We start from the raw sequence: 14,204 nt of genomic DNA, 5'->3' as shown, positions 1-14,204 counted from the left end.
CCCGCCGCGCTCAAAAATCGACCTTGTCGCTGGGAGAGGCGATGCGTTCGCGCAGCCTCTCCGGGACCGGGAAGTTCAGGTTGACGTTGCGCGGCGGAATCGGGGATTCGAACCACTTGCGGTAAGCCTGCTCGAAGGAGCCGTCCTTCATCATTCCGGTCAGCACGCCGTCCACCAGGGCCTTGAACGGCGCGTCGTCCTTCTTGAACATCAGGCCGTAGTAGCCGGGATCGTAGCCGCCTTCGAGAAAGGTGAAGGCCGCCGGATCGCGGGCGTTCGCGCGTTCGCCGGCCAGCAGGATGTCATCCTCCAGGAATGCGACCGCCCGCCCATTGCTCAGGGTGAGCATGGATTCTCCGTGGTCCTTGGCCTGGATCACGTTCACGCCCAGCTTGTCCTTGTCGTTGGCGGCCCGCACGAAGCCCACGGCGTTGGAGCCCTGCGTCACCACCACGGTCTTGCCCTTGAGATCGGCGGGCTGCTTCAGGCCGGAATCGGCGCGCACCAGCCAGCGGGGCTGGCTCGCGAACGTGGCGACCGAGAACGACACCTGCTTCTGCCGCGCCAGATTGTTGGCGGTCCCGCCGCATTCGATGTCCACGGTGCCGTTGACCACCAGCGGAATGCGATTGGAGGAGTTCACCGCCACCTGCTTGACCGCCAGGTCGGACAGGCTCAACTGTTGCTTGATGCGGTTGACGATGACGGCGCACAGATCCAGCGAGAAGCCCACCGGCTTCTGCTGTCCGTCCAGGAACGAGAAAGGCACCGAGGACTCGCGGTAGCCCAGCGTGACCGAACCGGTCTCCTTGATTTTCTGCAAGGTGGGCCCCAGGTCCTGGGCCCAGGCGGAGGACAGGGCCAGCGTCAGCGCGCAGGCGGCGCCATAGCGGAAGAACGTGTTTTTTTGCATGTCATACCCCTTGATTCAAGCCCGGCATCGGGACCGAGCGATTAGCGTCGCAGACTGCACATATTCCTCAAGCCGATACGGGCTCCTGCAGGCCAGCGGCGATGATCCCGGCGACGCGATCGACATCGTCCGGGGTATTGAACAGACCAAAAGACACGCGCACGCCGTCGCGCTCCGGCGAAACGCGCACGCCCTGCTTCGCCAGATAGGCGACCCACTTCTCGACGGGAAGGTCCAGCACGTAGATATGAGCGCGCCGGGCGCGCTCGCGCGGCCCCACCAGGCCGACGCCCAGTGCGTCCAGGCGTTCGATCAGCCGGTCGCCCAGCGCCAGCACGTGGCGCTCGATGTTGGCGATGCCCACACTGGCGATGAGGTCCAGCGCGGCATCCAGCGCGTGGATGTCCGGCAGGTTGTAGTTGCCGATCTCGAAGCGGCCGGCATCCTCGCGCAAGGCCAGGTCATCGGGATCGGCGATCAGGTCGGCCGGCGGGCGAGCCAGCCCCGCCGTGGCCAGATAGACCGGCTGGAGCTGCGTCAGCGCCGCGTCCACGTACAACAGGCCCAGCCCCTGCGGCACCAGCAGGCCCTTGTGGCAGCCGGCGGCCAGCATGGAAACGCCCATGGCCTTGACGTCCACCGGCAGCACGCCGACCGATTGCATGGCATCCACCACCAGGTAGATTCCGCGCTGCCGGCACAGCCGGCCTACGTCGGCAACGTCGTGCCGGTGGCCGGCGTGGAACGTCACGTGCGAGAGCGAGATGGCCCGCGTGCGCGCGTCCACGTGCGGCGCGAACAGGGCCGCGTCGGCCACGCCCCGCCCCAGCTTGATGAAGCGCACTTCCACGCCGCGCCGCTTCAGGTTCAGCCAGGCATAGGCGTTGTTGGGGTGGTCGCCCTCTATCAGCAGCACGTTGTCGCCCGGCGCGAAATCGATGGCGTTGGCCGCAATGTTCAGGCCCTCGGAAGTATTCTTCGTGAAGGCGATTTCGCGGGTTTGCGCGCCCAGGAAGCCCGCGACGCGCGCACGCACCCGCTCCACGCGTTCCAGCCAGACGGGCTTGGGCCCGCCGTTGTCGTTGGCCTCCTGGTAAAAGGCCTCCAGGGCCCGGCGCACGCTGGTGGCCAGGGGAGATTGGTGGGCGGTGTCCAGGTACAGCATCCTGGCGCTGACTGGAAAATCCTGGCGCACCGTGGTGCAGGAATGGAAGTCGGACATGGCAGGTCTACCAAGAAGGAATGCGCCTAGGGCCTGTTCACCCTAGGCCAGGCGGAAGGCCGCGATTTTCTGCCCCGGCCCGTGCTCGACGAACGCGGCCAGTACCGTCTGGCCGATCAGCGATACGCCTTCGGTCGGCGCGCCGGGCAGCTGGCCGTACAGGCAAGGCCCTTCCTCCAGCTCGATGGCGGCGAACACATAGGGCGCCTCCGGGTTGAACCCGTCATGGTGCGTGCGGCGCACGGTGGTGTGCGAAATCACCTTGCCGCGCCCGCTGGCGGCCACCCAGCGCAGGCCGTCTTCACGGCAGAACGGGCAGCACACCCGGGGATAGAAGACATGGCGCCGGCAGGCGCCGCAATACTGGATCATCAGCCTGCCTTCGTTGCACCCCTGCCAGAAGGGCTGGTTCAAGGCATTGACCCGCGGTTGGGGCTTGAGCATTGCGACTCCTCAATGGACGCGTTCGAGAATGGCGGCGCTGGAACACAGGCCGCGGCCATAGGCCACCATGCCGTAGCCGGACACGAGGCCCAGCCGGCAGTCCAGCTGCCGGCCCGAAGCCCGCCCCAGCAACTGGGCGGCGGCCTCGTACACGCCGATCATCCCGCCACTGGCGCCTGCCTGGCCGGCCGACAGCTGGCCGCCGCCGGTGTTGACGGGCAACGCGCCGCGCCAGCTCACGTCGTTGTGGCGCACGTACTCGTGGGCGCGGCCCGGCTCGCACAGCCCCAGCCCCTCCATCTGCACGAAGGCCATCACCGGATAGTCGTCGTACAGCTGGGCGAACTGCATCTGCGCCGGTTCGACGCCGGCGCGCTGGTAGAGACGATCCGCCAGCCCCGACCAGCCGCCCGGCACCGCATAAGGGTCATTGGCCGGATAGTTGTGGATTTCCTCGGCTGCCCGGATGCGCAGCGAGGGCCCCTTCAACCCGGCAGCCACCCGCTCCGAGGCCAGGACGATGGCGTCTCCGCCAACGCACGGCATCACGCAGTCGTAAAGGCGCAAGGGATCGGCGATCGGCTTGGCGTTGAGATAGTCGTCCAGCGTCAGCGGCTTCTTGAACAAGGCATTGGGGTTGCGCAGGGCATTCTCGCGCAGGGCCACGCAGAACCGGCCGAAATCCTCGCGCGTCGCGCCGTGCCGCTCCATATAGAGACGCGTATGCAACGCGAACATGCCATTGGCGCCGCCGAACCCCTGCGGCGACATGTATTCCTTGATGGAGCCGTTGAAGTGGTCCAGCGTCTCATTGTGGGCCGCCACGTCGAACGCGTCGGCGGCAAGCACCAGCGCCACGTCGCAGGCTCCGTCGCGGATGGCGCGCGCCGCGTGGGCCATGCCGATGATGCCCGAGGCCCCGCCATACAGGCCCTGGAACAGGAAGCGCGCCTCGATGCCCAGGTGCTCGGCCACCGTCGGCGCATTGTCCGGAGGCAACAGGAAGCAGGTAACGGCCAGTCCGTCCACGGCGCTCCACGGCAGCCCCGCGTCTGCCAGCGCGGCGGCCCCCGCCTCGTACATCAGGCGCTGCACGCCGCGCTCCGAACGCTTGGCGTATGGCGCCTGCCCGGCGCCCACGATCCGCACCCCTTCGAACATCCCGGCCATCAGATCACTCCCTGCGCGGTCAGCGCGTCGAATTCCTGCTGGGACAGGCCCAGCATGCCCTGGTAGATTTCGCGGTTGTCGGCGCCCAGCGCGCGCCCGGCGTGGCGTACCTCTCCGGGGGTGTCCAGGAACCGCGGCACCACTCCTTGCATGCGCACCTCGCCGAAATCGTCGTCGCTGACCGACACGATGTTCTCGCGCGCCTGGTAGTGCGGATCGCGCACGATGTCACTGATATCCAGCACCGGGCCGGCGACCACCTCGGCCTCCTCGAACAGCGCCATGACGGCCGCGCAGTCGCGCTCACGGAACCAGCCGGCGATGATCCGATCCAGCGCCGCGTCGTGCTCGCAACGCGAAGCGTTGTCGACGAATCGCGGGTCCGTAATGAGTTCGGGCATGCCCAGCGCCTGGGCCAGGCGCTCGAAGGTGCGCTGCGAACTGGCCGAAATGCCCACCCAGCGCCCATCCAGCGTCTGATAGGTGTTGCGCGGCGAATCCTCCGCCAGGCGATTGCCCAGGCGCTGCTTCACGATGCCCAACTGGTCGAAACCGATCACCTGGGACTCGACCAGGCGGAACAGGGGTTCATACAGGCTGACGTCGATTTCCTGGCCCCGCCCGTTGCCGTGGTCGCGGTTATAGACCGCGAACATTGCCGCCATGGCGGCGAAGGTCGAGGCCACCGAGTCGGCCATGGGAAAGCCCGGCAGCGTGGGCGGCCGGTCGGGCGAGCCCGTGAACGACGGAATGCCGGAAAACGCTTCCGCGATCGTGCCGTAGCCCCCGCGCTTGGCATAGGGCCCCGTCTGGCCGAATCCCGAAACCCGCACCATGACCAGGCGCGGATTGATGCGCGCCAGCTCCTCGTACCCAAGCCCCCAGCGCTCGAACGTGCCGGGACGGTAATTCTCGATCAGCACGTCGGCTTCGCGGACCAGCTCGCGGAACAGCTCCTGCCCGCGAGGATTGGACAGCGTCAGTGTGATCAACCGCTTATTGCGCGCGATGACTTTCCACCACAGCGACAAGCCCTCTTTCATCGGCGTCCAGTGGCGCATCGAATCGCCGGACCCCGGCAGCTCCAGCTTGATGACGTCGGCGCCGAAATCGGCCATCTGGGTGGCCGCGAGCGGCCCGGCGATCATGTTGCCGGCGTCGATCACGCGCAACCCGGCGAGCGGGCCCTTGCGAGAGGTGTCCGCCACAGGCTTGGCGCTGCTTATGGGCTCGGGGAAAGTGGGCATGGTAGGTTCCGATCTCACTTGGAAGGAAAATCTGCCTTGTGTTAAACTTCCGAATATTGGAAGTTTTTCTTTCACTAATTGGATTAATTATAATCAGCGACTCAAAGGCTGTCGCTAGGGATCAACCCCTAGACCGGTTGCTGCACGTCCTCGACGTGGTTGCGCATGCCGACCGACCCATCACCATGACCGACGTGGCCGCCGCCTGCGCCCTGCCGGTGCCCACGGTTCATCGGCTCGTCGCCCAACTGGAGGAAAGGCGCCTGCTCAAGCGGGTGCTGGGCAGCAAGAAGCTGGCGGTCGGCGCGGCCTTGGTGAAGCTGGGCATGGCGGCCGCCTCTGCCGCGATGCGCGGCGACCAGAGCCACCAGATCCTGGTGGCTCTGGCCAACCGCATCGGCGAGCATTGCCAGATCGGGCAACGGGTAGACGACGAAGTGTTCTACGCAGACGCGGCGTGGGCCCCGCGCTCGCAGGGCCTGTACTTCGAGCATGGGCACCGGTCGCCGCTGCACTGCACGTCGATAGGCAAGCTGTTCCTCTCCGAAATGCCCGCCGAACAATTCGAATGGTGGCTCGGGCACGCCGTGCTCGAACCGCTCGCGCCAAACACCATCGTTTCACCCGACGCCTTGCGCAAGGTGGTCAACAAGGTGCGCAAGGACCAATGGGCTGCCAGCAACGAGGAAGTGATAGCCGGGGTGGTCGGCTGCGCCGTGCCCATCCGGGATGCGCAAGGCAAGCTCATCGCCGGCTTGGGAATTTCGGTGCCCAGCGCGCGCGTCGCCTTTGGCGGGCTGGCCGAGTTCCGCCAGCCCATGGAAGCCGCGGCAGCCGAAATCGCCGCCGCCATCGCCGCGGCGGACTGACCCCGCCCTAGCCTTGCTCCGCCTGGGCGCCCACGCTTTCCAGGTAAGCGTCCACGGCGCTTCCCACCGTGGGATGAAAGCGGTCGTCGCTGAAGATCTCGGCCAGCTCGAAGCGCTTGAGCTTGTCGCGGACCGGGTCCTTCATCTCGGCGAAATGAAGGGCGACTCCCGCCTCCGCCAGGTTGCGGCTCAGTTCCCGCAGCATGTCGGCCGAGGTGACGTCGACGCTGGTGACAGGCTCGGCCGCCACCACCACGCGCCGCACCGGCGTGGGAGACGCGTCCACGGCCTCCATCAGGCGCTGCTGGAAGAGTTCGGCGTTGGCGAAGAACAGCGGCGCATCCCAGCGGAACAGCACCAGTCCATCGATCAGCGCCGCATGCGGATAGCGCTTCAGGTCGTGGTAGCCGCGCAGGTTCGGCACCCGGCCTAGCACCGCGAAATGCGGCCGCCAACCGTCCCACAGGAATTCGATCACGGCGATGACCACCGCCAGGCAGATGCCTGGAATCGCGCCGAACACCGCCACGCCGGCGAAGCACAGCATCGAGAGCCAGAATTCCCATTGCTGGATACGGAAGATGCGCCGCAGGTCCTTGAATTCAAACAGGCCGATGGCCGCGGCGATCACCACGGCGGCCAGGGCGCTGTTGGGCAGATAGCGCAGCAGGTTCGGCGCCACCAGCAGCAAGGCCGCCACCGCGATCGCGCCCACCACTCCCGTGAGCTGCGTGCGCGAGCCCGCCGCCTCGGCCACCGGCGTGCGCGACGCGCTGCTGCTGACCGGGAACCCCTGGAAGAAGCCCGCCGCCAGGTTCGCCACGCCCAGGCCCACCATTTCCTGGTTCGGGTCCACGCGCGTGTGTGTGCGCGCTGCATAGGTGCGCGACAGCACGCTGGTGTCGGCGAAGGCGATCAGCGCCACGGCGCCGCCGCCCAGCACGATCTTGACCAGGTCCGCGTTGCTGAGCCACGGCAGCGCGAAGGCCGGCAAACCCTGCGGAATCTCGCCCAGCACCTTCACCCCGCGGGCGTCCAGGTGGAACATGCTGACCGCCAGCGTCGCCAGGATCACCGCGATCAGGATGCCGGGCACGCGGTCGAAACGCTTGAGCAGCAGGATGACCGCCAGGGTGGCCGCCCCGATGCCGAAGCTGTGCCCGTTGGCCTCGCCGTTGAACACCGCCCTCCCCAGCTGCCAAAGCTCGCGCAGCGGGCCGGCGTCATCGATCGGGATCGCGAACAGCTTGGGCAACTGGCTCACCAGCACCGTCAGCGCAATGCCGTTCATATAGCCATAGCGGATCGGCTTGGACAGCAGTTCCGTAATGAAACCCAGCCGCAGCAGGCCCAGCACGATGCAGAACAGGCCCGAGACCACCGCCATCAGGCCGGCCGCCGCCACCGCGCGCATCGGATCGCCATCCGAAACGCTGAGCACCACCGCCAGGATCGGCGGCGCTAGCGCCGAATCCGGCCCCAGCACCAGGATCCTGCTTGGGCCGAACAAGGCATAGGCCAGCATCGGGATAATGGTGGCGTACAGGCCGTAGACCCCCGGCACGCCCGAGGCCTCGGCATAGGCGATGCCGACCGGCACCAGCATCGTCGTCAGTACCAGGCCCGCGGCCACGTCCTTCGGCAGCCAGGCCGCCCGGTATGACCTCAGCATCGTCAATCCGGGCAGCCAGCGCAGCCAGTTCCGGGCGGGCATATCAACGCGGGCGCGCGCATTGGAGGCCATGCAAGCTCTCATGAAAGTGGGACGCCGGGCGTTGATTCTACTGGACGCGCAATACGAACGGCACGTTCCCTGTCACCTGTCATACCCGGATATTCACTTGCCTTCCGAGACAAGCCGGAAGAGCCGAAACTACCCCTGTTTTTGAACCAGGAGGCTGTCATGATCACGGCGACGCGGCTGGGCGAGGCCTATTGCGTGCAACTGAGCAACGGACGCGATCTCGTGCTCGCGGACACCCACAAGCAGGGCAAAGGCGGAAGCGCGGGCATGCGTCCGCACGAACTGCTGGAAAGCGCCCTGGCGGCCTGCCTCTGCATGTCGATCGACATGGCGGCCGAACGCGCCGGCGTCATGCTTCCCGCTTTCAAGGTCAACGTGGCCATCGACCGGCAGGACAGCGAAACCGCGTTCGACGTGTCGGTGCGCTTCGCGACCGCGCCGTCTCCCGGGCAGGAAGCGCTGGCGGACGAGGCGGTTCGGACCTCGCCCGTCGCGCGGACGCTGGGAAAGCCCGTGAGGATAAGGGCCGCCCGGATCGTCGCGGACTGACGGACGCAGGACGAATCGCGCGCGGCCGCCGGCCCGGGCTCAGGCTGCGATCAGGGCCAGGCTCCGCCGGCGCGCGCCCGGCTCTTCGGGGTTTGCGTGGCCTTCCCGGCTTTGCTTGCGTAGCGCGACGGCATCGACCTCGGCCAGTGACGTGTCCCGGTCGGTCAGGCGGAAAACGCGGATCGTGTCGTGCACCATGCTGACCTGGTCATTCAGGGAACTGGCGGCGGTAGCCAGTTGCTCGACCATGGAGACATTCTGCTGCGTAATCTGATCGAGCTGGGAAACGGCCGTATTGACCTGGCCTATGCCCGAGGATTGTTCCTGGCTTGCGTTATTGATGTGTTCCAGCGAATCCGTGACGCGGCTGATGGCTTCCATCACCTCGTCCATGCGGGAGCTGGCCTCGTCGGCGCGCTGCTCGCCCATGTGCACGCGCTGCCCTGACTCTTCGATCAGCACGCGGATTTCCTTGGCGGCCTGGGTGGTGCGCTGCGCCAGCGCGCGCACTTCGCTGGCGACCACCGCGAAGCCCTTGCCCTGCTCGCCCGCCCGCGCCGCCTCGACGGCGGCATTGAGCGCCAGGATGTTGGTCTGGAACGCCACGCCTTCGATCACTTGAATGATGTCGCCGATGCGCTGCGAGGCCCCGGAAATCTCGCGCATGGTCGTCACCACGTTCTGCACGGCCTCATGGCTGCGCTGCGCGGCGCCGACGGTCTCGCGCGCCATGTTGGCGCCCGAGTCGGCCATGCTGGTGGTCTGGCGCACGGTGCCGTTGATCTGCTCGATGGCGGCCGCGGTTTCTTCGAGGCTGCTGGCCTGCGATTCCGTGCGCGCGGACATGTCGCGGTTGCCGCTGGCGATCTCGCGCGCGCCGCCGCGCAGATGGGCAACCTGCTCGCGCACGTCGCGCACCACGGTGCGCATGGATACCGTCAGCTGCGCCAGGGCCAGCTGCAGCTGGCCGATTTCCGCCTTGCCATCGACCCGGACATTCTGGGTAAGGTCGCCAGCGGCGAGCACATTGGCGGTGGCTATGACTTCGCGCATCGGCTTGACGCCGATGCCGATCAGGTGGCGGGCAGCCAGCATGGCGGCGATCAGGCCGGCCAGGGCCGGCGCCCATTCCGGCGCGCCGTAAGGCTTGCCGATGAAATGGGCAAGCGGCGGCACCGCGGCCATGACGAGCGAAGACAACACGATGTGCCCGCGCAAGCCAAAGGAGAACAGCCGGCCGAAGCGTCCGAACAGGCTGTTGTTCAGTACGGCGCCATGGTGCAGCACATGCACGCGCCGGCCGCGCTCGGCCTCGTGCCGCATGTCGGCGTACAGGGCCTCGGCTTCCTCGATTTCATCTTCCGGGGCGTGGGTGCGCACGGACAGGTAACCCACGATGTTCTTGCCGTTGCGCACGGGCGTGGCGTTGGCGCGCACCCAGTAATAGTCGCCATTCTTGCGGCGGTTCTTGATCAACGCCGTCCAGGGCAGCCCCGCCTGGATCGTTTGCCACATGTCGCGGAACGGCTCTTCGGGCATATCCGGGTGGCGCACCAGGTTGTGCGGCTGGCCGATGAGTTCAGCGTGCGTGAAGCCGCTGACCTCGACGAAGTTGGCATTGCAGTATGTGATACGCCCCTTCAGATCCGTGATTGAAATAAGTGTCTGATCCGCCGGAAAGTCGTAACAGTTCTGGGTGATAGGCAGATTGGTGCGCATTCGATGCTCCCGACATAAGGCACGGCCAGCGGGCATTTCCCGGGTCCGGCAAACCATGGGATTGCCATGGAAATGTTGCCAATCTTATACAGACTGCATAGATTGTTGAATAAATATTTCATGGTGTGTTGCAATTTTTCGATATAAACCGTCCCCTCGCTTCGCCGCCCAAAGCCAGAAATCGGCTGGCTTTTAATTCAATAAATGCTGTATTATCGAATCATGAACGAAGACCTAGCCATCTCCGCCCTCGCCGGCCTAGCCCATCCACAGCGGCTGCGCGCCTTCCGCGCCCTGGTCGTGGCCGGCCTTCCCGGCCTCACTCCAAGCGTGCTCGCCGATCGGCTCGGCATCGCGCGGAACACGCTGTCGTTCCACTTGAAGGAGCTATCGCATGCAGGCCTGGTCACCATCGAACAACAAGGCCGGAACCTGATCTACCGCGCCGACTTCTCCCGCATGAACGGCTTGCTCGGCTATCTCACCGAACACTGCTGCCAAGGCGCCCCCTGCGAGGTTTCCTCCCCCGGCGCCTCCATCCCCTGCTGCTAGGACCCGCCATGCCGCACTCCCCTTTCAACGTGCTCTTTCTCTGCACGGGCAATTCCGCTCGCTCGATCCTGGCCGAAGGGCTGCTCAAAGGCCTGGGCGGGGATCGCTTCCAGGCCTATTCCGCCGGCAGCACACCCAAGGGCGAGGTCCATCCGCTCGCTCTCGCCACCCTCAAGTCCTATTCGCTTCCGACGGACGGCTATCGAAGCAAGAGCTGGGATGAGTTCGCGGCTCCCGACGCCCCGAAAATGGACTTCATCATCACGGTCTGCGATAACGCCGCCGGCGAGGTTTGCCCCGTGTGGCCCGGCCACCCGATGACGGCGCATTGGGGCGTGCCGGACCCGGCCGCCCTCGAGGGCAGCGAGGAAGAGCGGCTCAAGGCCTTCCACGACGCGGCACGCATGCTCAAGCGCCGCATCGAGCTCTTTCTCTCGCTGCCGCTGGAGCGACTGGACGCCATGTCGCTCCAGGCCGAGCTGCACGGCATCGGCAAGCCGCGGGGGTAGGCCCATGCCGTCCATTGCACAGGCGGCGCCGGCTCCGAACCCGCGCCCCGGGATGAGCGTTTTCGAACGCTACCTGACGCTATGGGTATTTCTCTGCATCGTGCTGGGCGTGGCGCTTGGCCAGCTCATGCCGGCGTTGTTCCAGGCCATAGGGCGCCTGGAAGTCGCCCGGGTCAACCTGCCCGTCGGGATCCTGATCTGGGTGATGATCATTCCGATGCTCCTCAAGGTCGACTTTGCGGCGCTGGGCCAGGTCCGGCAGCATTGGCGAGGCATCGGCGTGACGCTGTTCATCAACTGGGCGGTAAAGCCGTTCTCGATGGCCTTCCTCGGCTGGCTGTTCATCCGCCATGCCTTTTCCCCGTGGTTGCCCGCCGACCAGTTGGACAGCTACGTCGCGGGCCTGATCCTGCTGGCCGCCGCGCCATGCACCGCCATGGTCTTCGTCTGGAGCCGGCTGACCGGCGGCGATCCAGTTTTCACGCTGTCCCAGGTTGCGCTCAACGACACGATCATGGTGTTCGCCTTCGCGCCCGTCGTCGGCCTGTTGCTGGGGCTTTCGGCCATTACCGTGCCGTGGGATACGCTGCTGGTGTCCGTGGGGCTGTACATCGTGATCCCCGTGGTTCTTGCCCAGCTCTGGCGCCGCGCTCTGCTGCGCCGCGGACAGGCGGTCTTCGAAGCGGCGCTGGCGCGGATCGGCCCGTTCTCGATGGCCGCCTTGCTGCTGACGCTGGTGCTGCTGTTCGCGTTCCAGGGCGAAGCCATCTTGAGCCAGCCCCTGGTGATCGCGATGCTGGCGGTGCCCATACTCATACAGGTGTTCTTCAACTCCGGCCTGGCGTACTGGCTCAATCGCCGCGTTGGCGAGCAGCACAGCATCGCGTGTCCGTCCGCGCTCATCGGAGCCTCCAATTTCTTCGAACTGGCCGTCGCGGCGGCGATCAGCCTGTTCGGCTTTCAGTCGGGAGCCGCCCTGGCGACCGTTGTGGGCGTGCTCATCGAGGTGCCCGTAATGCTGCTGGTCGTGCGCATCGTCAACCAGAGCAAAGGCTGGTACGACGCCGGCGCCCGCCGGACCTGATCCGTGCAGCATGGCGAATACCGGCGCCATCGCCGGGCCGGCGGACAAGAGCACCGACGCCTTCGGCCGATTGACGTTTCAGTCTTGCATCAACAAAGGCATCTCATGAGTTCCACCACCATCCATCACGCGGCCGCCCGCGAGGCCTCGCGCAATGCGCTCGCGGAAACGCCCAACATCGATGCGTCGCTGTTCCAGCGCCCGGACGCCGCCGCGCTGTTCCCGCCCCGGCGGGCCACCCATCCGCCGCGCTTTCTGCTGCTGTACGGATCGTTGCGCGAACGATCCTACAGCCGCCTGGTCGCCGAGGAGGCGGCCCGCCTGCTCCGGGCCCTGGGCGGCGAAACCCGCCTGTTCAACCCCTCCGGCCTGCCGCTGGTCGACGATGCCTCCAGCGAGGGCCATCCCAAGGTGCGTGAATTGCATGAGCTGGTCCAGTGGGCGGAAGGCATGGTCTGGAGCTCGCCGGAACGCCACGGCGCGATGACCGGCTTGATGAAGACGCAGATCGACTGGATTCCGCTGTCGGTGGGCGCGGTGCGCCCGACCCAGGGCAAGACGCTTGCGGTCATGCAGGTGTCGGGCGGATCGCAGTCCTTCAACGCCGTGAATCAGATGCGCGTGCTGGGCCGCTGGATGCGGATGCTGACCATTCCGAATCAGTCGTCGGTGGCCAAGGCCTATCAGGAGTTCGACGATTCGGGGCGCATGAAGCCTTCGCCCTACTATGACCGGGTGGTCGACGTCGTCGAGGAACTGATGAAATTCACCTTGCTTACACGCGATGCCTCGCCGTATCTGGTGGACCGCTATAGCGAACGCAAAGAAAACGCGGCGGCCGCCTAACTGGGCACGGCATTGGGAACCAGCGCAGACGCGCCCGATGGGTCATCGCCCGACGTCACCAACGCATAGTTGTAGCCCTGCCCTGACCAGTAGCGGGCCTGTAGGTCGCCGTCGCGCCGGCTGCCTTGCGGCAGGAATTGATTGCCGGGGCCGGGCGGGCGGATGTAGAACGTGGCGCGCTGCCCGGCATTTTCGTAGATCACGAGTGCGGCCGGCCCCTGGTCGGTGGCCAGCAGGCGCCCGGCGACGGGCTTGAAGCCGCTGGCGCTCAGGTCGGGCAGGCGCTGGGCGCGGGAGAAGTAGCCGTCCAGCCAGGCCTGGAGGTCGCCGGCGTCGGCGCGCAGGTCCGGCCGGGGCGCGTCCGCCGAGGCAAACATGCGATAGGCTTGCATCGCGTCCTGCATCGGGGCCATCCGGTTCGCGGCGGCCATGTCCCGCGCGCTCCAGCCTGTTACGCCGCCTATCGCCACGGCCATCACCAGGCTGGCCGCCATCGCCAGGCGGCGGCGCGAGCGGGTGCGCAGCCGCGCGCGCACCGCGGCGGGGTCCAGCGCGGGATTGGGCGGCAGGCTGTCCTGGCTGGCCATCGCGCGCAGCCGCTGCGCATCGCGCTGCCAGGCGGACAATTCCCGCGCCTGATCGGGATGCGCCTGCAGGTAGGCTTGCACCTCTTGCTGCTGCGCGGGGTCCAGTTGCCCGTCCACGAACGCATTGCGAACCAGATCGTCGATAGGTCTGTTGCTCATTTCAGTATCCTCAGGTGGGCCTCGCCGGCCTGGCCCTCGTGCAGGTCGCGCAGGGCGCTGCGCGCGCGGGACAGGCGCGACATCACGGTGCCCAGCGGAACGTCGAACAGGTCGGCCACGGCCTTGTAGCTCAGGCCCTCCACGCAGACCAACCACAGCAGCGTGCGCTGGGCCTCGGGCAGGCGCTCGAAAACATCCAGCGAAGACCGCGCAATCGCCTCGCGCTCCGCCGAGGGCGCTGCCGCATCGGATCCGGCGAACCAGTCGAGCAGCCGCGCATATCGGCGCGTCCGGCGCTGGCCGTCCAGGAACTGCCGGTACAGGATCGTGAACAGCCAGGCCCGCACATCGCCTTGCGGGCGGCGGCTGGGCCAGCGCGTCAAGGCCCTTTCCAGCGTGGACTGCACCAGGTCGTCCGCCGATACCGGGTCGCGCGCCAGGCGCAGGGCGAACCGCCGCAGGCGCGGCAATAGCTGGCGCAGCACAGCGTCGGACAACTCGTCCGCCGGTGCTGCGTCGTCTATGGATACCGGGTCGTGTGTCGGCATGCGTGCCGGTCGAATCATGTCGGGATTTCCGTCCAGGCCAGC

At 66.6% G+C, this 14,204-nt stretch carries 15 protein-coding genes; 6 read left to right on the top strand and 9 right to left on the bottom strand.

Going from position 1 to position 14,204, the window contains the following annotated elements; translation table 11 throughout:
- Positions 1-10: 10 nt before the first annotated feature.
- The 5 genes from JL37_RS16560 to JL37_RS16540 form a co-directional block, all read right to left on the bottom strand.
- Entirely contained in the window at positions 11-913 is a 903-nt protein-coding gene (locus JL37_RS16560) for a transporter substrate-binding domain-containing protein (protein WP_043545419.1), read from the bottom strand.
- A gap of 67 nt (positions 914-980) precedes the next feature.
- Positions 981-2,135 carry an aminotransferase class V-fold PLP-dependent enzyme gene (locus JL37_RS16555; protein ID WP_043545418.1) on the bottom strand — a complete coding sequence of 385 codons (1,155 nt, stop codon included), beginning with the start codon at positions 2,133-2,135 and terminating at the stop codon, positions 981-983.
- Between the two features lie 42 nt (positions 2,136-2,177).
- Positions 2,178-2,579 (bottom strand): Zn-ribbon domain-containing OB-fold protein, encoded by a 402-nt coding sequence (locus tag JL37_RS16550; protein WP_052097283.1) that lies wholly within the window; start codon positions 2,577-2,579, stop codon positions 2,178-2,180.
- A gap of 9 nt (positions 2,580-2,588) precedes the next feature.
- Positions 2,589-3,749, bottom strand: coding sequence for a thiolase family protein (locus JL37_RS16545; RefSeq protein WP_043545417.1), 1,161 nt, complete (start codon positions 3,747-3,749; stop codon positions 2,589-2,591).
- Positions 3,749-4,996, bottom strand: a complete 1,248-nt coding sequence (locus JL37_RS16540) for a CaiB/BaiF CoA-transferase family protein (RefSeq protein ID WP_052097280.1) — start codon at positions 4,994-4,996, stop codon at positions 3,749-3,751. The genes JL37_RS16545 and JL37_RS16540 overlap by 1 nt, the downstream gene beginning before the upstream one ends.
- Before the next feature lie 137 nt (positions 4,997-5,133).
- Here JL37_RS16540 and JL37_RS16535 point away from each other — a divergent pair, with 137 nt between their 5' ends.
- A complete protein-coding gene (locus JL37_RS16535) occupies positions 5,134-5,865 on the top strand; it encodes an IclR family transcriptional regulator (RefSeq protein ID WP_052097278.1) in 732 nt (243 codons plus the stop codon).
- Between the two features lie 7 nt (positions 5,866-5,872).
- Here the strand turns inward: JL37_RS16535 and JL37_RS16530 are convergent, their stop codons facing one another.
- On the bottom strand, positions 5,873-7,609 hold the full coding sequence (locus JL37_RS16530) for a SulP family inorganic anion transporter (RefSeq protein WP_043545415.1): 1,737 nt from the start codon (positions 7,607-7,609) through the stop codon (positions 5,873-5,875).
- A gap of 159 nt (positions 7,610-7,768) precedes the next feature.
- Here JL37_RS16530 and JL37_RS16525 point away from each other — a divergent pair, with 159 nt between their 5' ends.
- Complete coding sequence (locus tag JL37_RS16525; protein WP_043545414.1) at positions 7,769-8,158, top strand: OsmC family protein; 390 nt, start codon at positions 7,769-7,771, stop codon at positions 8,156-8,158.
- A 39-nt stretch (positions 8,159-8,197) separates the two neighbouring features.
- Here JL37_RS16525 and JL37_RS16520 read toward each other — a convergent pair whose 3' ends face one another.
- The gene (locus JL37_RS16520) at positions 8,198-9,877 is read right to left on the bottom strand and encodes a PAS domain-containing methyl-accepting chemotaxis protein (protein WP_043545413.1); all 1,680 of its coding nucleotides are present in this window, start codon (positions 9,875-9,877) and stop codon (positions 8,198-8,200) included.
- Between the two features lie 204 nt (positions 9,878-10,081).
- Here JL37_RS16520 and JL37_RS16515 point away from each other — a divergent pair, with 204 nt between their 5' ends.
- The 4 genes from JL37_RS16515 to arsH all read left to right on the top strand — a co-directional run bounded on the left by JL37_RS16515 (position 10,082) and on the right by arsH (position 12,868).
- Positions 10,082-10,429, top strand: a complete 348-nt coding sequence (locus JL37_RS16515; RefSeq protein WP_043545412.1) for a helix-turn-helix transcriptional regulator — start codon at positions 10,082-10,084, stop codon at positions 10,427-10,429.
- Positions 10,430-10,437: 8 nt separating this feature from the next.
- Positions 10,438-10,938, top strand: a complete 501-nt coding sequence (locus JL37_RS16510; RefSeq protein ID WP_043545411.1) for an arsenate reductase ArsC — start codon at positions 10,438-10,440, stop codon at positions 10,936-10,938.
- A gap of 4 nt (positions 10,939-10,942) precedes the next feature.
- Positions 10,943-12,022: an ACR3 family arsenite efflux transporter gene (arsB, locus tag JL37_RS16505; protein ID WP_043545410.1), complete on the top strand. Its 1,080-nt coding sequence runs from the start codon at positions 10,943-10,945 to the stop codon at positions 12,020-12,022.
- Between the two features lie 105 nt (positions 12,023-12,127).
- The gene (gene arsH / locus JL37_RS16500) at positions 12,128-12,868 is read left to right on the top strand and encodes an arsenical resistance protein ArsH (protein ID WP_052097274.1); all 741 of its coding nucleotides are present in this window, start codon (positions 12,128-12,130) and stop codon (positions 12,866-12,868) included.
- Here the strand turns inward: arsH and JL37_RS16495 are convergent.
- Both JL37_RS16495 and JL37_RS16490 read right to left on the bottom strand, forming a co-directional pair.
- Entirely contained in the window at positions 12,865-13,614 is a 750-nt protein-coding gene (locus JL37_RS16495; RefSeq protein WP_043545408.1) for an anti-sigma factor, read from the bottom strand. The two genes, arsH and JL37_RS16495, sit on opposite strands and share 4 nt — an antisense overlap.
- Positions 13,611-14,180, bottom strand: a complete 570-nt coding sequence (locus JL37_RS16490; RefSeq protein ID WP_081955091.1) for a sigma-70 family RNA polymerase sigma factor — start codon at positions 14,178-14,180, stop codon at positions 13,611-13,613. Before JL37_RS16490 ends, JL37_RS16495 begins: the two co-directional genes overlap by 4 nt.
- Positions 14,181-14,204: the final 24 nt, after the last annotated feature.

This window comes from Achromobacter sp. RTa, assembly GCF_000757485.1.
GTDB lineage: Bacteria > Pseudomonadota > Gammaproteobacteria > Burkholderiales > Burkholderiaceae_B > Achromobacter.
The sequence above is the reverse complement of the archived record's forward strand: the minus strand, read 5'-3'. Positions and strand labels throughout refer to the sequence as shown.